Origin of the sequence: Streptomyces sp. NPDC059256 (genome assembly GCF_042753785.1) — a bacterium.
Taxonomy (GTDB): domain Bacteria; phylum Actinomycetota; class Actinomycetes; order Streptomycetales; family Streptomycetaceae; genus Streptomyces.
The window spans coordinates 320,836-337,988 of sequence record NZ_JBHYZO010000006.1; the positions used below are offsets into that span (position 1 = coordinate 320,836).

Genomic DNA, 17,153 nt, shown 5'->3' on the forward strand with positions numbered 1-17,153 from the left:
CAGTCCGCTCAGTAGCTCGGGAGTCGACGTGGGCCCAGGTCAGTGAAGGCGGCGGGCGGTGCGAGTCGCACGGATGCACCGAGCACGGAGAGGCCATGCTGAGCCACAACGACGGGTTCAAGACTGATTCCGACTACTTCCGGGTGATCGTCGACCAAACGTGATACGCGCAACAGCAGCTGTTCCAGGGCCGCGGTGTCCACCGGAGCGGATCCGCGCCAACCGAAGAGGAGCGGAGCAGTCCGGATTGCCCTGATCAGCTCGGCTGCATCGCGGTCGGTGACGGGGACCAACCGGTGCGAGGTGTCGCCGAGCAGCTCGGAGGCAGCGCCGGCGAGCCCGAACGAGAGCACGGCGCCCACGGCGGGATCAATGACCGCACGAACGACCGTGTCCACCCCGCGGGGGGCCATCGCCTGGACGACGGGTTGCAGCTCGACGGGCTTTCCGAGCAGGGCGGTGAGCTCCCCGTACGCCTGCCGCAGCTGGGTCTCGTTCGCGAGGTCGAGACGCACACCACCGAGATCGGGGCGATGTCGCAGATGGGGGGCGGTGGTCTTCAGCGCCACCGGATACCCCAGCTCCTCCGCCGCGGCGACTGCTTCGTCGGGTCCGGGTGCGGCCAGCGCGCCCCGCACCTCGATCCCGTAGCGCGCGAGCAGGCGGTGCGCCTCGGCGGCCGGCAGGGTGGCCGCCGGGGCGTCCTCCGCATCCCCGAGCAGGTCATGGATCTGGGCGGCGGCACCGCTCTCGTCGATGTCGTCGTACGCCGGGACCTTTCCCGGCTCGGCCGCGTCCCGTCGCCAGCGGGCGTAGGAAACGGCTTGGGACAGGGCCCGGACGGCACGCTCGGCGGCCGGATAGGTGGGAATGCGGCGCTCGGGGGTGGTCGGGCCCGAGCCGTCGATCACGCTCTCGTGCGTCGTGGGGGCCAGGGCACCCGCGGCAGGGACCTGCCGACCCGGGGCGGCCGTGGCTGCGGTCGCGCCCGAGATGGGTGGCGTGGAGCGCTCGTTATCGCTCGCGGGCCGGTGGACGGCTTCCGGAGCCCCGACAGTCCCGCCGGGCCCGCTCCGACGGCCGGTGGCGCGCGGCTGGAGCGCGGCCAGCGCCGAGGAGAGACCGCCGAGTTCCACATGGACCACGGTCACCGGCTTCGCCGGGGCCGAAGCCGCCGCCTCGCTCAGGGCCGCGGCCAGGACCTCGGCGTCGCCGGCCCGAAGATCGCCGTCGTCCCCCACCCAGGGGATCGCCGTCACCACGACCGCGTCGCAGCCGTCGTCCGCGAGGGCACGGGTGAGCGCAGCGCCGAAGTCGGCCGGGGTGGCATCGGTGGTCAGGTCGAGCGGTGGCAGGGGCCGCAGTCCCTCGGTCAGGCAGGCGTCGTAGGTCAGCAGTCCGAGGGATTCCGAGTTGCCCAGGATCGCGATCCTGGGACCTGCGGGCAGCGGTTGGCCGGCCAGGAGAAGGCCGGCGTCGACGAGTTCGGTGACGGTGTCCACGCGGAGCACGCCCGCCTGGCGCAGTAGCGCTCCGACGGCCGCGTCGGGAATGCGGGTGACGGGGACGGCGTGACCGGGTGGCTCGCTGCCGCTGTGGCGTGCCCCCTTGACGACCACGACGGGTTTGACCGCCGCGGTGCGCCGGGCGAGCCGGGTGAACTTGCGCGGGTTGCCGATCGATTCGAGGTACAGCAGGACGACATCGGTCTCGGGGTCCTCGTACCAGTACTGGAGGAAGTCGTTCCCGGACACGTCCGCACGGTTGCCGGAGGAGATGAAGGTGGAGAGGCCGGCGCCGCGGCGGTGGAGCCCCGACAACAGGGCCATGCCGATCGCGCCGGACTGGGTGAACAGGCCGATGCGACCCGGTGCCGGGGAGTGGGGCGCGAGCGAGGCGTTGAGACGGACGGCTTCTGCGGTGCTGATGATGCCGAAGGAGTTGGGGCCGATGATCCGCATGCCGTAGGAGCGGGCCTGTCGTACGAGGTCGCGCTGACGGTCCCGCCCCTCCGGCCCGCTCTCGGCATATCCCGCGGAGACCACGATCAGCCCGCGCACCCCGTTCTCGCCGCAGTCGGCGACCACGTCCGGTACGTGTTCGGCGGGCACCACGACGACGGCCAGGTCGACGCCCTCGTCGGTCTCGGCGGCGATCTCGGCGACGGACCGGAAGGCCGGGACACCGTCGACGTCGCGCTGGTCGGGAGGGAACGAACGGTTCACCGCATAGGTACGGCCGGTGTATCCGGAGCCGATGAGATTGCGCAGGACCGCCCGGCCCACCCCGCCGATCGACCGTCCGGTGCCGATCACGACGACCGAACCGGGTGCGAGCAGCCGCTGCACGGAGCGTGCCTCAGCCCGTTGTTCACGCGCCCGCTGCACGGCGAGGGACTCGGCGGTGGGTTCGAGGTCGAGGGTCAGATGGACGGACCCGTCCTCGAAACTGCGCTTCTGGGTGTAGCCCGCATCCCGGAACACCTTGATCATCTTGGTGTTGGCGGGAAGCACCTCCGCCGCGAAACGGCTTACCCCCCGCTCCCGGGCCACCGCCGCGATGTGCTCCAGCAGGGCGGAGGCCACACCTCGGCCCTGGTGGGCGTCCTGGACGAGGAACGCGACCTCCGCCTCATCCGCGGGAGCGCTGGCGGGCCGGCCCCGGGAGTCGATGCGGTCGTAGCGGACGGTGGCGATGAACTCACCGCCGACGGTGACGGCGAGCCCCACCCGGTCCACGTAGTCGTGGTGGGTGAACCGGTGGACGTCCTTGGCGGAGAGCCGGGGATAGGGCGCGAAGAAGCGGTAGTACTTGGACTCGTCCGAGACCTGTTCGTAGAAGCTGACCAGCCGGTCCGCGTCCTCGGTGGTGATGGGTCTGATGCGCGCTGTGGCGCCATCACGCAGCACCACATCCGCTTCCCAGTGATCGGGGTACGCGTGCTCGGGCGTGGTCTGCATGCCGAAAGCCTAAGGCGCGCCGACCGATCGCGAGGGCTACCCGGCACAGTCCGCGAGGGCGGACCTCCAGGGGTGCGCGAGCGGAAGTCATCCGGCCCGGGGCGGGCGATGCCCCACCTGCGAAGAGCCGGAGGGCGGGGGCGGCGAGCGCATCGGTGCCCCGGTCGTGGATTCGCCCTGCGAAGGAAGACTCCCCCGCAGTTGTGGAAGATCAACATTCAGGAGGCGCTGAGCAGTGCGAATGAACGGGATATATCCCGCCCTGCGCCCCTGACCTGGGGGCACGCGCCACAGGTCGGGATGCCGGCTCTCGGAGGGGCCAGCGTGAGAGACTGGTCTAGACAACCGTTGAATTCGAAGGGCAACACCATGGCTGAGCGCCGCGTCAACGTCGGCTGGGCCGAGGGCCTTCACGCCCGTCCCGCCTCCATCTTCGTCCGTGCCGCCACGGCCTCCGGCGTCCCCGTGACGATCGCCAAGGTCGATGACACCCCGGTCAATGCCGCCTCCATGCTCGCCGTCCTCGGACTGGGCGCGCAGGGCGGCGAGGAGATCGTCCTCGCTTCCGACGCACCCGGCGCCGACGAAGCGCTCGACCGACTGGCGAAGCTGGTGGCCGAGGGCCTGGACGAGCTTCCCGAGACGGTCTGACCCGGCACTCGTCCGAACCCCCTGCGCTCAGGGAACTCAGGCACCCCACCGGACCGACGCACTGAGCGGTACGACTCTCAGCGGTACCGACCCCTCGGCGATACGGCCCTCAGCGGCCGGACGCGACAAAGCCGCGGCATCCCCGTATCGGGAATGCCGCGGCTTTCTGTGCTGTGGATGCTTGGAGACGCTCGGAGGCGTGCTCGGAGATGCTTGGAGACATCAGATACAGCAGATACAGCTGAGGGCCCAGGGCGCTGTGGGATTCCGCCGGTAGGCGCCGGCGCCGCACCTCGCCCGCGCTGACGACCGCTCGCCGGCCATCAGCGCGGCACGGTTCAGATCTTCACACCGTGGGCGCGCAGATACGCGAGCGGGTTGACGTCCGACCCGTAGTCCGCGCTCGTCCGGGCCTCGAAGTGCAGATGCGCCCCCGTGGAGTTGCCGGTGGAGCCGGCGCGGCCGAGTTGGTCGCCCGGCATGACGCTCCGACCGACGGAGACACTCAGCGACGACAAGTGCCCGTACTGCGTGTACGAACCGTCGTTCATCTTGAGGACGACGTTGTAGCCGTACGCCCCGCCCCAGCCCGCTTCGACGACCGTGCCCGCGCCCACCGCCACCACCGGGGTCCCCGTGGAGGCGTGGAAGTCGATGCCGGAGTGGCTGCCGGAGGACCACTGCGAGCCACCCGCGCGGTAGTCCGTGGTGACGTGGGATCCGGCGATCGGCAGACGGTAGGCGTTCAGGCGCTGGCGCTCGGCCTCACGGGCCGCGCGCTCCTTGGCCTCGCGTATCTCGTTGGCGCGGGCCTCGGCCTTGCGCCGGGCCTCCGCAGCCGCCTCCATCCGGGCCAGTGCCTCGCGCTTTTGGATGACGGCCTGGTCGGCGACCTCGTCCGACAAGGAGTGCGCGGACAGCATCTGGGCCGTCAGGGTGTGCTGGGTACGAGCCGTCTGAACGATGGTCGAGCCGGTCACGGCCGCGTCCATCGTCACCGGGGTGGCACCCGCGGTAGTGCCGTCGACGCCATCAGTGCTGTCAGTACCACTGTCGGGGGTGGCGACCGAGCCGGCATCGGCGGCGAAGGAACCGTCGTCGGTGGCCAGGGCAGGACCTGCGAGGGTCCCGACGACTCCGGTGGTGGCGAGGGCCGCGGCGGAGGCGAATCCCGCACTCGTACGCGTCTTGCGGCCCGGGGCACGGTGTCTCCCGGTGGAACGGGCGAGCGCCATGTAGAGGCTGGTCCTTTCCTTCCTTCTCGCCTACCGGGTTAGCTGACGGGTTCGGAGCAGGAAGGTCTCCTACGAATCCCTCCGCACGGTGGCGAAGGCACCCGATTCACCCCAAGGGACCTGGGTCCCCGGCTCCCCAGACTCGCGTCTGACGGGGACTCGGCGATGACTGTCCGTGCCGCGGATGCGGCGTACTGCCCGCGAACAGCCGCACTGACGCTAAGCGGACGGACCGCCAGGCGCCAAACAGACCGGCATTTTTGTTGCCCACGCCACAGTCGAGACGGTGGCCTTCCCCGTAAAACGGACAGGTTTCCTTCCTGTTCGGGTCGCTCGCACTCCCGGAACACGGCAGGGCCCCGGCGCCAGCTGGCTACCGGGGCCCTGCACAGACGTGCACAGACGGACGGCCGTCCGACCGGAAGCGGGCAATCAGCCCGCCACCACGGTCACTTCTCCGATGCCGAGAGCCCGTACCGGCTCCTCGATCTGCGCGGCATCGCCCACGAGGACCGTCACCAGCCGGTCCTGGGGGAAGGCGTTGACCACGGCGGCGGTCGCCTCCACGGTGCCCGTCTGGGCGAGCCGCAGATACAACTGGGCCTGGTAGTCGTCCGCGAGGTGCTGCTCCACCTGGTCGGCGAGCGTGCTCGCCACGGAAGCCGCGGTCTCGTACTTCAGCGGAGCCACCCCGACCAGGTTCTGGACGGCGACATCGCGCTCGGCGTCCGTCAGGCCCTCGGCCGCGAGGGTGCGCAGCACCTTCCACAGATCGTCGAGCGCCGGCCCGGTGTTGGGCGTGTCCACCGAGCCGCTGATGCCCAGCAGGGACGCGCCCGTCCCGTCGGCCGTCGACCGCAGGACCTGCCCGAAGGCCCTGACGCCGTACGTGTAGCCCTTCTCCTCCCGCAGCACCCGGTCCAGGCGCGAGGTGAGCGTGCCGCCCAGGCAGTACGTACCGAGGACCTGCGCCGGCCACACCCGGTCGTGCCGGTCCGCGCCGACCCGGCCGATCAGCAGTTGCGTCTGCACGGCACCGGGCCGGTCCACGATGACGACCCGACCGCGGTCGTCGCCGGTGATCGCGGGGACGGGACGGGGCGCGCCGCTGTCGCCCGACCAGTCGCCGAGGGTTTCGGCGAGCACGGCGTCGACATCGACGTCGGTGAGGTCACCGACGATCACCGCGGTGGCGGTGGCGGGTCGCACGTGCGCATCGAAGAAGGCGCGCACGGCCGCGGAGTCGATCCGGGAGACCGTCTCCTCGGTGCCGAGCCGAGGACGCGAGATCCGCAGCGTGGCCGGAAAGAGCTGCTTGTACAGCTCCTTGGCCGCCCGTCGGCCAGGGTTGGCCGTCTCGTGCGGGATCTCGTCCAGGCGGTTGCGCACCAGCCGCTCGATCTCGCTGTCCGCGAACGCGGGCGCGCGCAGGGCCTCCGCGAGCAGCCCCAGCGCCTTTAGCAGCCTGGACACGGGCACTTCCAGGGAAACCCGGACCCCGGCGTGGTCCGCATGGGCGTCCAGCGTGGCGCCGCAACGCTCCAACTCGGCCGCGAACTCCTCGGCCGAACGCTTGTCGGTGCCCTCCGACAGGGCGCGCGCCATGATGGTGGCCACGCCGTCCAGGCCCTCGGGCTCGGCGTCCAGCGGTGCGACGAGGGAGATCTCCACGGCCACGACCTGCTGCCCGGGGCGGTGGCAGCGAAGCACGGTCAGACCGTTGGGCAGGGTTCCCCGGTCGGGAGCGGGGAAGGCCCAGGGCCTGGCCTCGCCCGGCTGGGGCTGCGGGTGGAACTCCATGGTGGTCAGCGCCTGCGCTGCATCGGTCACTGGTCCGCCCCCTCTTCTGCGTCGTTCTGCTCGTCCGCGGCGTCCTGCTCCGCGGACACCGGTTCGTACACCAGCACCGCCCTGTTGTCCGGGCGCAGTCGGGCCTTGGCGATCGCCTGCACCTCGTCAGCGGTGACGCTCAGGACGCGGTCCACGGCTGTCAGCGCCAACTGGGGGTCGCCGAAGAGCACCGCGTACCGGCACAGTTCGTCGGCACGGCCGGCGACGGTGGAGAGACGGTCCAACCATTCGCGCTCCAGCTGGGCCTGAGCGCGCTCCATCTCCTCGGGGGTGGGGCCCTCCTCGCCGAAGCGGGCGAGCTCCTCGTCGACGGCGGACTCGATCTGCGGGACCTCCACTCCGCCGGAGGTCTTGACGTCCAACCAGCCCAGGGACGGGGCTCCGGCCAGGCGCAGCAGCCCGAAGCCTGCGGCCACCGCCGTCTGGTCACGGCGCACCAGACGGTTGTGGAGCCTGGAGGACTCTCCGCCGCCGAGGATGGTGAGCGCGATGTCCACGGCGTCGCACTCACGGGTGCCGTCGTGGGGCAGCCGGTAGGCGGCCATCAGCGCGCGGGCGGGCACTTCCTCCTCGATGACCTCGCGCAGCTGCCGGCCGATGTTCTCCGGCAGGGAACCGTCGCGCGGAGGCTGCTTGCCGTCGTGGGAGGCGATGGAACCGAAGTACTTCTCGATCCAGGCGAGGGTCTGCTCGGGGTCGATGTCCCCGACGACCGACAGGACCGCGTTGTTCGGCGCGTAGTACGTGCGGAAGAAGGCGCGGGCATCCTCCAGGGTCGCCGCGTCCAGATCGGCCATGGAGCCGATGGGGGTGTGGTGGTACGGGTGGCCCTCGGGGTACGCGAGGGCGGTCAGCCGTTCGAAGGCCGTGCCGTAGGGGACGTTGTCGTAGCGCTGGCGGCGCTCGTTCTTCACGACGTCCCGCTGGTTCTCCATCGATTCGTCGTCGAGCGCGGCCAGCAGCGAACCCATGCGGTCGGCCTCCAGCCAGAGCGCGAGCTCAAGCTGATGGGTGGGCATGGTCTCGAAGTAGTTGGTGCGCTCGAAGCTCGTGGTGCCGTTCAGTGAACCGCCGGCACCCTGCACCAGTTCGAAGTGACCGTTGCCGTGGACCTGCTTCGACCCCTGGAACATCAGGTGCTCGAAGAGGTGGGCGAGGCCCGTGCGACCCTTGACCTCGTGGCGCGAGCCGACGTCGTACCAGAGGCAGACCGCGGCGACCGGGGTCAGGTGGTCCTCGGAGAGCACCACCCGCAGGCCGTTGGCCAATCGGTGCTCCGTCGCTGTCAGGCCGCCGGAACCGGCCTGCGCTGTGGCCGTATGACCCATGGGCATGTACGTCCCTTCGATCGCGATGCTGTTGGTTGTCTTCGCAGCACTGCCACTGTATGCAAGCAGGCTGACACCTGGCGAAGTTCCCGGGTCGCGGTCGGCGTTGTCAGTGGGACGGTCCACAATGGTCGGCATCAGTTCCCGATCCGGTACGTGAAGGAGCAGCAGCCGCGATGGCCCGCCGCAGCACGAAAACCCCGCCGCCCGACGATTTCGAGGAGAAGATCCTCGACATCGACGTCGTCGACGAGATGCAGGGCTCCTTCCTTGAGTACGCCTATTCGGTGATCTACTCCCGTGCCCTGCCCGATGCCCGTGACGGTATGAAGCCGGTCCAGCGTCGGATCGTCTACCAGATGAACGAGATGGGGCTGCGCCCCGAGCGCGGCTATGTGAAGTGCGCCCGGGTCGTGGGCGAGGTGATGGGCAAGCTGCATCCGCACGGGGACGCGTCGATCTATGACGCCCTGGTGCGGATGGCACAGCCGTTCTCGATGCGGGTCCCCCTGGTCGACGGCCACGGGAACTTCGGCTCGCTGGGCAATGACGATCCGCCCGCCGCCATGCGGTACACCGAATGCCGCATGGCCGACGCCACCTCGTTGATGACGGAGTCCATCGACGAGGACACCGTCGACTTCTCCCCGAACTACGACGGGCAGGAGCGCGAACCCGTCGCGCTCCCCGCCGCGTACCCCAACCTCCTGGTCAACGGCGCGTCCGGGATCGCGGTGGGCATGGCGACGAACATGCCGCCGCACAATCTGGGCGAGGTGATCGCCGCCGCCCGTCATCTCATCCGCTATCCGGGTGCCGACCTGGCCACGTTGATGCGCTTCGTCCCCGGCCCGGACCTGCCCACGGGCGGCCGGGTGGTGGGGCTGTCCGGCATCAAGGACGCGTACGCGACCGGTCGGGGCACCTTCAAGATCCGCGCCACGGCCACCGTCGAGGACGTCACACCGCGCCGCAAGGGCCTGGTGATCACCGAGCTGCCCTTCACCGTCGGTCCCGAGAAGGTGATCTCCAAGATCAAGGACCTGGTGGGGGCGAAGAAGCTCCAGGGCATCGCGGACGTCAAGGACCTCACCGACCGCGCCCACGGACTGCGTCTGGTCATCGAGATCAAGAACGGCTTCATCCCAGAGGCCGTGTTGGAGCAGCTCTACAAGTTGACGCCGATGGAGGAGTCCTTCGGCATCAACAACGTGGCGCTGGTCGACGGCCAGCCGCTGACGCTGGGGCTGAAGGAGCTGCTGGAGGTCTATCTCGACCACCGGTTCACCGTGGTGCGCAGGCGCAGCGAGTTCCGGCGCACCAAGCGTCGCGACCGGCTGCACCTGGTCGAGGGCCTGTTGGTGGCCCTGCTCGACATCGACGAGGTCATCCGGCTGATCCGCTCCAGCGACAACTCGGCCCAGGCCAAGGAGCGGCTGATCTCGCACTTCTCCCTGTCCGAGATCCAGACGCAGTACATCCTGGACACCCCGCTGCGTCGGCTCACCCGGTTCGACCGGATCGAGCTGGAGAGCGAGCGGGACCGGCTGACCTCGGAGATCGAGGCGTTGACCCGCATCCTGGATTCGGACGCCGAACTGCGCAAGCTGGTCTCCGGAGAACTGGCGTCCGTGGCGAAGAAGTTCGGCACCGATCGACGGACGGTCCTGCTGGAGTCGGCGTCCACGCCGGTCGCCGCAGCAGCGCTGGAGGTCGCGGACGACCCCTGCCGAGTGCTCCTCTCGTCCACGGGACTGCTCGCACGGACGGCGACGGGCGAACCCTTGCCGGACGGCGGCACCAGGCGCGCCAAGCACGACGTGATCGTTTCCGCGGTTCTATCGACCGCCCGCAGCGATGTGGGCGCGGTCACCTCCAGTGGCCGGCTGCTGCGCCTGTCGGTGATCGACCTACCGCAGCTGCCGCAGACCGCGAGCGCGCCGAACCTCTCCGGTGGTGCTCCGCTGGCGGAGTTCCTGTCGCTGGAGGCGGACGAGACGGTGATCTGTCTGACCACCCTGGAGGAGTCGTCGCCCGGGCTCGCGCTCGGCACCCTTCAGGGCGTGGTCAAGCGTGTCGTCCCGGACTATCCGACGAACAAGGACGAACTGGAGGTCATCTCCCTCAGGGATGGTGACCGCATCGTCGGAGGTGTCGAGTTGCGGACGGGCGAGGAGGATCTGGTCTTCATCAGCTCCGACGCCCAACTCCTGCGCTTCCCCGCCGCACAGGTGAGGCCCCAGGGACGGGCAGCGGGCGGCATGGCCGGCATCAAGTTGACGGCGGACGCGCGGGTGATCTCGTTCACCGCGGTCGATCCGGCGGTGGACGCGGTGGTGTTCACGGCTGCCGGCTCCACCGGGGCGTTGGACGACTCGTTCACCACGGCGAAGCTGACACCGTTCGACCAGTACCCGCGCAAGGGTCGGGCGACGGGCGGTGTGCGCTGCCAGCGGTTCCTCAAGGGCGAGGACGTGCTGCTCCTGGCGTGGGCTGGGGCGACTCCGGTCCGCGCTGCGCTGAAGACCGGCACGCCGACCGACCTTCCCGAGCCCGATCCGCGCCGCGATGGCTCGGGGACCCCGTTCGACGTGGCGGTGGCGGTGCTGGCCGGTCCACCGAGCTGAGGCACGTCCCACGTAGGTCTCGTCGGCCCGCCTCGGGGGCGGGCCGGCGAGACCTGACCGCACGCCCGGTAGGAGCCGCCGAGGGACGGCGCGAGGCGCCTAAGTCTCCTCGGTGGGGCCGGTCCAGGCGTACGGCTCGGCCGTCTCGCCGTACCGGGTCGTAGCGCTCGCCGCCGATCCGTGGTCGGTGTCGTCTGCTTGGTGACCGTCGTCTGCTTGGTGACCGTCGTCGCCGTCTTGGCTGTCTTCAGCGGGAGTCTGTACGAAGCGCAGCACGCCCCACAGGCTGCGCTCGTCCGGCGCCGCGTCCAGGTCGTGGACGCGCGTGGACTCCAGATCCCCCAACAGCGCCGGACCGTCGACGGCAGAACCGATGAGAACCAATTGGCTCTGTCGCTCCGCGTCCCGCGGCCAGGGTTCGGGATAGAACCGCAGAAACCGCCCGACCGCGTGCACGGCGTAGCGGTTGCGGGGGTCGGCTGCCCCGAAGTCGATGAACCCCTTGATCCGGTAGAGCCCCTCGGGCCGGGTGTCGAGGAAGTCCAGCAGTCGACGCGGATGCAGGGGCGCGCTGGAGGTGAAGGCGACGCTCTCGTACGAGGTGTGGAGGTGGTGCTCATGGCCACAGCCGGACCGGCCATCGCAGACGTCGTCGCTCAGGAAGTCATCGATCAGAAAGTCGTCGGCCAGAAGGTCGTCGAAAGCGAGTTGGCCGACCCGTTCCGTGCTGGGCCTGCGATCGAAGAACAGCTCCGGGTCGACCCGTCCGTAGCGGGATTCGACCACGGCCGCCGGGGCCTTGAGGTCCTTCCGCAGCCGGTCGAGCGCGTCCCGGTCGACCCGGTCGGTCTTGTTGAGTACCACCAGGTCGGCGAGGGCGAGGTGCCGGTCGATCTCGGGGTGACGTTGGCGGGTGGTCTCGTACTCCGCGGCGTCGACCACTTCCACGAGCCCGCCGTAGACCATGCGTTCGTTCTCGCTGGCGAGCAGCATCCGGACCAGTTCGGAGGGTTCGGCGAGCCCGCTGGCCTCGATGACGATCACATCGAGGCGGGCAGCGGGCCGGGTGAGCTTGTCGAGGAAGACATCGAGTTCGCTGGCGTCCACGGCGCAGCACAGACAGCCGTTGCCGAGCGAGACCGTGGAGTCGCCGAGTTGACCGGCGACCGTCATCGCGTCGATCTCGATCGACCCGAAGTCGTTGACGATCGCTCCGATGCGGGTGCCTCGGCTCGCCCGCAGCAGATGGTTGAGCAAGGTGGTCTTCCCCGATCCGAGGAAGCCCGCGAGGACGATGACGGGGATCTGTCGGCTCGGATCGGGAAGCGAACTCACCGGGGGCCTCTCACAGGACGGGCACGGGCTGGGGCGGGGGCGGACCCGCATAGCGGGCCGCCGGGCGGATGATCTTGGAGTCGGCCGCCTGCTCCAGGATATTGGCACTCCAGCCGATCACTCGGGCCGCACAGAACGTCGGGGTGAACATCGACCGCGGCAGACCGCACAGCTCCATCACGACGCCCGCGTAGAACTCGACGTTCGTGTGCAGTTCGCGTCCCGGTTTGAGCTCGGCCAGGAGCTGCTCCACCTCCGCCTCCATCTGTACGGCGAAGTCGACCAGCGGTCCGCCGAAGCCCTCCGCGATGGTGCGCAGCATCCGCGAGCGAGGGTCTTGAGTGCGGTAGACGGGGTGACCGAAGCCCATGATGCGATCACCCGCGATGACCCGTTCCCGCACCCAGGGGCGGATGCGGTCGGGGGTACCGATGGCGTCCAGAGCGTCCAGCGCACGGCTGGGGGCGCCGCCGTGCAGCGGCCCGGAGAGCGCACCGATCGCGCCGGTCAGACAGGCGACGACGTCCGCACCGGTGGAGGCGATGACCCGACCGGTGAAGGTGGAGGCGTTGAAGCCGTGGTCGATGGTGGAGATGAGGTACTGCTCGATCGCCCGTGCCCGGCCGGGGTCCGGCTCGGTGCCGGTGAGCATGTAGAGGTAGTTGGCGGCGTACGGCAGATCGGTGCGCGGTTCGACGGGGGCGAGCCCCTGACCCAGCCTGTACAGGGCCGTGAGCAGGGTGGGTACGACGGCGCAGGCAGCTAGTGCATCACTACGGCGTCCCTCGGCGTCCAGGTCGTACACCGGGCTCAGCCCGGCGAGCGCGCCGAACATCGACAGGGCGGTGCGCAGTCCGGCGAGGGGCCCGGAGGGGGAGGTGGCCCGGGAGATGGCGGGCAGTACGGAGCGCATCTCCGCGGGGAGGGCTCGCAACGCGGCGGTGCGGGCGAGGAAGTCGGCCTGTTCGGCGGCATCGGGCAGCCGTCCGTGCACCATCAGGTGCCAGACGTCCTCGAAGCTGCGGTTGGCGGCCAGTTCCACGGCGTCGTACTGGCGGTAGTGGTAGAAGCCCTCCTGGCCGCGGACGTCCCCGATCCCCGTGTCGGTGACGATGACGCCCGCGAGTCCACGCGGTACGGCGGGGGCTGAGATCGCTTCGGCGGTGGTGTGCATGGTCTCCTCCTCAGACATGATTCGACTGTCCATGCTTGACACAATCATTGTCAATATTGATTAAATCAATATGCCTATGGAGTGGGTACGGTGTCCCTATGACCGACCACTCGGCCGACGCGCCCCGGCTGACCACCCGCGAGACCGCCGACCGGCTCGGGGTGAAACCCGCGACGGTGTACGCCTATGTGAGCCGGGGGCAGCTGACCAGCCGCCGCGATCCGGAAGGACGCGGCAGCACCTTCGACGCCCGCGAGGTCGAGGCGCTCGCCCGCAAGGGCCGACGGGAACCGGCCGCGGGTGGCGACACCCCCCGCATCCGTACCCGCATCACGCTGATCGACGGGGACCGCTACTACTTCCGCGGGGTGGATGCCGCCGAACTGGCCGGGCGCCACCACTACGAGCAGATCGCGGAGTGGCTGTGGACCGGGACCCTGCACACCGAGGTCCGCTTCACCGCACCCCCCGAAGCCCTGGCGGCGGCTCGACGCTCGATCGAGGCGCTGCCCGAGAGCAGTGGTTCGGCGGACCGGCTGCGCGTCGCGGCCATCGCCGCGGGTGTCACCGACCCCCTGCGCTTCGATCTGGGGCGGGACGCGGTGCTGGGCGTCGCCCGGATGCTGATCCCCACCCTGGTCGACGCCCTGCCGCCGTGCGGTGAGCCGCCTCACGCCGATGCCCCGATCGCCGAGCGGCTCTGGAGCCGGCTGACCGCGAACCGCCCGGACACCGCATCCCTGCGGGCCCTGGATCTGGCGCTCTCGCTGCTCATCGACCACGATCTGGCCGCCTCCACCCTCGCCGTACGGGTCGCGGCGTCCGCGCGGGCCCATCCGTACGCCGTGGTGTCAGCCGGGCTCGGGACCCTGGACGGGCCGCTGCACGGGGCGGCCAGCGGGCTCGCCCACCGGATGCTGGCCGAAGTGCTGGAGCGGGGCAGCGCGGCGGCGGTCGTGGCGGACCATCTGCGGGCGGGCCGACCGGTACCGGGATTGGGACACCGTCTCTACTCGGGTCCCGACCCCCGCGCAGAGGCCCTCTTCGCCGCCCTGGAGCGGATGCCGACGGCGGGGGCGGCCCTGGGGGCAGCCCGTGCGGTGGAGGCGGCGACCGCCCGCCAGACCCAGCTGTGCGGCAATGTGGACCTGGCGCTGGCCGCCCTGTCGTTGGCCTCCCGGATGCGACCTGAAGCGGGCGAGACCGTGTTCGCCGTGGCCCGGACCGCCGGCTGGATCGCCCATGCACTGGAGGAGTACGGGGAGCCGGGGCTGCGGTGGCGCACCAGCGGCCAGTACGACGGACCGCAACCGCCCAGAGCCGTGCCCTAGGCGGTCCTGGCGGCGGGCGTCCGCCTCGGGCCGAGCCGCCGTGGGGACCACTCCGCCACCGCCAAACGGAGAGCCAAGATCCGCATCATCCGGAGAGCCAAGATCCGCATCATGTCGCCCCTGTATTCATGACCTCGCAGAGCGTCGACTGTGAGATGCATGATTTCGGAAAGGGCCGCTTGCCCCTTACCGTTCCTATCCATGAGCCCCGAACCGACCGCCCCGGCCAGACGACGGCGGTTCGGCTGGCCGCAGCGGGTCTTCTCCCAAGTCCTACTGATGCAGCTGGCCATCGCCGCCGGGGTCACCGTACTGGCCACCGGCTTCTTCCTGGCCCCGCTCAGTGCCCAACTGGACGATCAGGCGATGCGCCGCGCCCTGGCGATCGCGCAGACCACCGCGTCGCCGGAGATCGCCGACAAGCTGATGAACAGCCGCCCCACGCCACAGGGGCCGGTCCAAGCGGACGCCGAACGCATCAGGCAGGCCACGGACGCCGAGTACATCGTGATCATGGACACGGGTGGGGTCCGTTGGTCGCACACCTCGCTCAAGGAGATCGGCCGGGTCGTCTCCACCGACCCGAGCGTGCCCCTGGCCGGCGAGGAGATCATGGAGATCGACAGCGGCACCCTCGGCCGCTCGGCCAGAGGAAAGGTTCCGCTTCGGGACGGGAACGGCCGGATCGTCGGCGCGGTCTCGGTCGGCATCGAGTACGACAGCGTCCGGGACCGACTGTTCTCCGCCATTCCTGGGCTGCTGCTCTACGCGGGTGGCGCACTTGCCGCGGGCTCCCTCGCCGCATACCTGATCTCCCGCAGACTCCAGCGACAAACCCATGACCTGGCCTTCTCTGATATCTCGGCACTGCTGGCCGAGCGGGAAGCCATGCTGCACGGAATACGCGAAGGGGTGGTCGCACTCGACGCCCATGGCCGGATACGGCTGATGAACGACGAGGCACAGCGGCTGCTGGGCATCGGCCCCGACGCCAAGGGGCTCCCCCTCGACCAGGTGCTTGGCGAAGGCCGCACCACCGATGTCCTGGCCGGACGGGTCACCGGCGTCGATCTGGTGACCGTGCGCGGCCACCGGGTCCTCATAGCCAACCGGATGCCCACCGATGACGGAGGTGCGGTGGCCACCCTGCGCGATCGCACCGAACTGGAACAGCTCGGACGAGAGCTGGACTCGACCCGTGGTCTGATCGACGCCCTCCGGGCCCAGGACCATGAGCACGCCAACCGCATGCACACCGTGCTCGGCCTGCTGGAACTGGAGATGCACCACGAGGCGGTCGAGTTCATCACCGAGGTGGTGGGCGTTCACCGGGCCACCGCCGAGCAGGTCACGGAGAAGATCCACGATCCGCTCCTCGCCTCGCTGCTGGTCGGCAAGGCGACGGTGGCCGCCGAGCGCGGTGTCTCCCTGCGCGTATCGCCGGAATCGCTGTTGCCTGACCGGCTGGTCGACCCCCGTGGACTGGTCACGGTGGTCGGCAACCTCGTGGACAACGCCATGGACGCGGCGGCCGGCTGCGAGGACGCCCACATCGAAGTGGAACTGCATGTCGAGGGCCGCACCGTGGTCCTCAGGGTGACGGACACCGGTCCCGGTGTCCCCCAGGCACAGCGCGAGTTGATCTTCACGGAGGGCTGGACCACCAAGAAGCTCCCCGCCCACGGCAAGCGCGGCCTCGGGTTGGCGCTGGTGCGCAGGGCAGCGGAGCGTCAGGGCGGTAGCGCACAGGTGCACGAAGCGCCGGGCGGCGGAGCGGAGTTCACCGTCGTCCTCCCGGAGGCCCTGAGCGAACTCTCCGGGCCCGAGATGGTCGAGCCCGAGCCCGTCGCCTCCGGGGAGGCACGATGAGGGACGGATACACGACGGGAGCGGGGCGCGGATGCACGGGCCCTGAAGACGGCGGCCCCCATCGCCCCATTGATGTCCTGGTCGTGGACGACGATGTACGGGTGGCGGAGATCAATGCCGCCTACGCCGCCAAGGTGCCCGGCTTCCACGTCTCCGCCAAGGCGCATTCCGCCGCGGATGCGCTGGCCAGGATGAACGATTCATCGGTGGACCTCATCCTCATGGACCACTACCTCCCGGACGGCAATGGCCTCGCCGTCGTGCGCGAACTGCGCCGCCTCGGCCATCAGACCGATGTGATCATGGTGACTGCGGCCCGCGATGTGGCCACCGTGCAGGCGGCCATGCGGCACGGCGCACTCCAGTACCTGGTGAAGCCGTTCAACTTCGCCGGGCTGCGGACCAAGCTGGAGGCGTACGCGGGCCTACGACGAACCCTGAGCCGCGGCGGGGAGGCAGAACAAGCCGAAGTCGACCGCATCTTCGGGGCCCTGTCGGCCAGTTCCCTCACCCCCGACCTCCCCAAGGGCCACTCGCCGACGACGGCTGCCACCGTTCGCCAGGTCCTCCTGGCAGCCGAGGATCCCTTGTCCGCCCAGGAGATCGCCGACCGCACGGGACTGAGCAGGCAGACCGCCCAGCGCTATCTGAAGCTGCTGGAACGCACCAATCGGGTCCGGCTGAGCCTGCGGTACGGCGACACAGGACGGCCCGAGCACCTCTACCGCTGGGCCCCGAGCACCTGAAGAAACCTTGCACCGGGACAACCTGCGCGCCTGAACAGCCCCTGCG

Annotated in this window: 11 protein-coding genes and 1 riboswitch; of the genes, 5 read left to right on the forward strand and 6 right to left on the reverse strand. The window is 69.9% G+C overall.

Annotated features, from left to right (window positions below; all coding sequences use genetic code 11):
• Positions 1 to 8: 8 nt before the first annotated feature.
• Positions 9 to 2,960: a GNAT family N-acetyltransferase gene (locus ACFXJL_RS17215; protein WP_384693149.1), complete on the reverse strand. Its 2,952-nt coding sequence runs from the start codon at positions 2,958 to 2,960 to the stop codon at positions 9 to 11.
• A 369-nt stretch (positions 2,961 to 3,329) separates the two neighbouring features.
• Here ACFXJL_RS17215 and ACFXJL_RS17220 point away from each other — a divergent pair, with 369 nt between their 5' ends.
• A complete protein-coding gene (locus ACFXJL_RS17220) occupies positions 3,330 to 3,611 on the forward strand; it encodes an HPr family phosphocarrier protein (RefSeq protein ID WP_329024023.1) in 282 nt (93 codons plus the stop codon).
• 338 nt (positions 3,612 to 3,949) lie between these two features.
• On the opposite strand, the gene ACFXJL_RS17225 is transcribed toward ACFXJL_RS17220, so the two are convergent.
• From ACFXJL_RS17225 to ACFXJL_RS17235, 3 genes are all read right to left on the reverse strand, one after another.
• Complete coding sequence (locus tag ACFXJL_RS17225; RefSeq protein WP_358878947.1) at positions 3,950 to 4,846, reverse strand: M23 family metallopeptidase; 897 nt, start codon at positions 4,844 to 4,846, stop codon at positions 3,950 to 3,952.
• 12 nt (positions 4,847 to 4,858) lie between these two features.
• A riboswitch (cyclic di-AMP (ydaO/yuaA leader) is annotated at positions 4,859 to 5,021 on the reverse strand.
• Between the two features lie 257 nt (positions 5,022 to 5,278).
• The gene (locus ACFXJL_RS17230) at positions 5,279 to 6,646 is read right to left on the reverse strand and encodes a pitrilysin family protein (protein WP_358879013.1); all 1,368 of its coding nucleotides are present in this window, start codon (positions 6,644 to 6,646) and stop codon (positions 5,279 to 5,281) included.
• A gap of 26 nt (positions 6,647 to 6,672) precedes the next feature.
• On the reverse strand, positions 6,673 to 8,025 hold the full coding sequence (locus tag ACFXJL_RS17235) for a pitrilysin family protein (protein WP_358879012.1): 1,353 nt from the start codon (positions 8,023 to 8,025) through the stop codon (positions 6,673 to 6,675).
• Positions 8,026 to 8,201: 176 nt separating this feature from the next.
• Here ACFXJL_RS17235 and ACFXJL_RS17240 point away from each other — a divergent pair, with 176 nt between their 5' ends.
• A complete protein-coding gene (locus ACFXJL_RS17240; protein WP_358878946.1) occupies positions 8,202 to 10,652 on the forward strand; it encodes a DNA topoisomerase IV subunit A in 2,451 nt (816 codons plus the stop codon).
• Between the two features lie 99 nt (positions 10,653 to 10,751).
• On the opposite strand, the gene ACFXJL_RS17245 is transcribed toward ACFXJL_RS17240, so the two are convergent.
• Together ACFXJL_RS17245 and ACFXJL_RS17250 are read right to left on the reverse strand one after the other, a co-directional pair.
• Positions 10,752 to 11,987 (reverse strand): CobW family GTP-binding protein, encoded by a 1,236-nt coding sequence (locus ACFXJL_RS17245; protein WP_384693153.1) that lies wholly within the window; start codon positions 11,985 to 11,987, stop codon positions 10,752 to 10,754.
• 10 nt (positions 11,988 to 11,997) lie between these two features.
• Positions 11,998 to 13,179, reverse strand: coding sequence for a citrate synthase (locus ACFXJL_RS17250; RefSeq protein ID WP_384633260.1), 1,182 nt, complete (start codon positions 13,177 to 13,179; stop codon positions 11,998 to 12,000).
• Positions 13,180 to 13,259: 80 nt separating this feature from the next.
• On the opposite strand from ACFXJL_RS17250, the gene ACFXJL_RS17255 reads away from it, so the two are divergent.
• The 3 genes from ACFXJL_RS17255 (at position 13,260) to ACFXJL_RS17265 (ending at position 17,107) form a co-directional block, all read left to right on the forward strand.
• Positions 13,260 to 14,492: a citrate synthase gene (locus ACFXJL_RS17255; RefSeq protein ID WP_384633263.1), complete on the forward strand. Its 1,233-nt coding sequence runs from the start codon at positions 13,260 to 13,262 to the stop codon at positions 14,490 to 14,492.
• A gap of 201 nt (positions 14,493 to 14,693) precedes the next feature.
• Positions 14,694 to 16,361, forward strand: a complete 1,668-nt coding sequence (locus ACFXJL_RS17260; RefSeq protein ID WP_358878942.1) for a sensor histidine kinase — start codon at positions 14,694 to 14,696, stop codon at positions 16,359 to 16,361.
• Positions 16,358 to 17,107, forward strand: a complete 750-nt coding sequence (locus ACFXJL_RS17265) for a response regulator (RefSeq protein ID WP_358878941.1) — start codon at positions 16,358 to 16,360, stop codon at positions 17,105 to 17,107. The genes ACFXJL_RS17260 and ACFXJL_RS17265 overlap by 4 nt, the downstream gene beginning before the upstream one ends.
• Positions 17,108 to 17,153 lie beyond the last annotated feature (46 nt).

Excerpts from the sequence above, each read along its gene's own strand:
- ACFXJL_RS17215 (WP_384693149.1), bottom strand. The coding sequence starts at position 2,960 with ATGCAGACCACGCCCGAGCACGCGTACCCCGATCACTGGGAAGCGGAT.
- ACFXJL_RS17260 (WP_358878942.1), top strand. The coding sequence starts at position 14,694 with ATGAGCCCCGAACCGACCGCCCCGGCCAGACGACGGCGGTTCGGCTGG.
- ACFXJL_RS17225 (WP_358878947.1), bottom strand. The coding sequence starts at position 4,846 with ATGGCGCTCGCCCGTTCCACCGGGAGACACCGTGCCCCGGGCCGCAAG.
- ACFXJL_RS17255 (WP_384633263.1), top strand. The coding sequence starts at position 13,260 with ATGACCGACCACTCGGCCGACGCGCCCCGGCTGACCACCCGCGAGACC.
- ACFXJL_RS17235 (WP_358879012.1), bottom strand. The coding sequence starts at position 8,025 with ATGGGTCATACGGCCACAGCGCAGGCCGGTTCCGGCGGCCTGACAGCG.
- ACFXJL_RS17250 (WP_384633260.1), bottom strand. The coding sequence starts at position 13,179 with ATGTCTGAGGAGGAGACCATGCACACCACCGCCGAAGCGATCTCAGCC.
- ACFXJL_RS17265 (WP_358878941.1), top strand. The coding sequence starts at position 16,358 with ATGAGGGACGGATACACGACGGGAGCGGGGCGCGGATGCACGGGCCCT.
- ACFXJL_RS17230 (WP_358879013.1), bottom strand. The coding sequence starts at position 6,646 with ATGGAGTTCCACCCGCAGCCCCAGCCGGGCGAGGCCAGGCCCTGGGCC.
- ACFXJL_RS17220 (WP_329024023.1), top strand. The coding sequence starts at position 3,330 with ATGGCTGAGCGCCGCGTCAACGTCGGCTGGGCCGAGGGCCTTCACGCC.
- ACFXJL_RS17240 (WP_358878946.1), top strand. The coding sequence starts at position 8,202 with ATGGCCCGCCGCAGCACGAAAACCCCGCCGCCCGACGATTTCGAGGAG.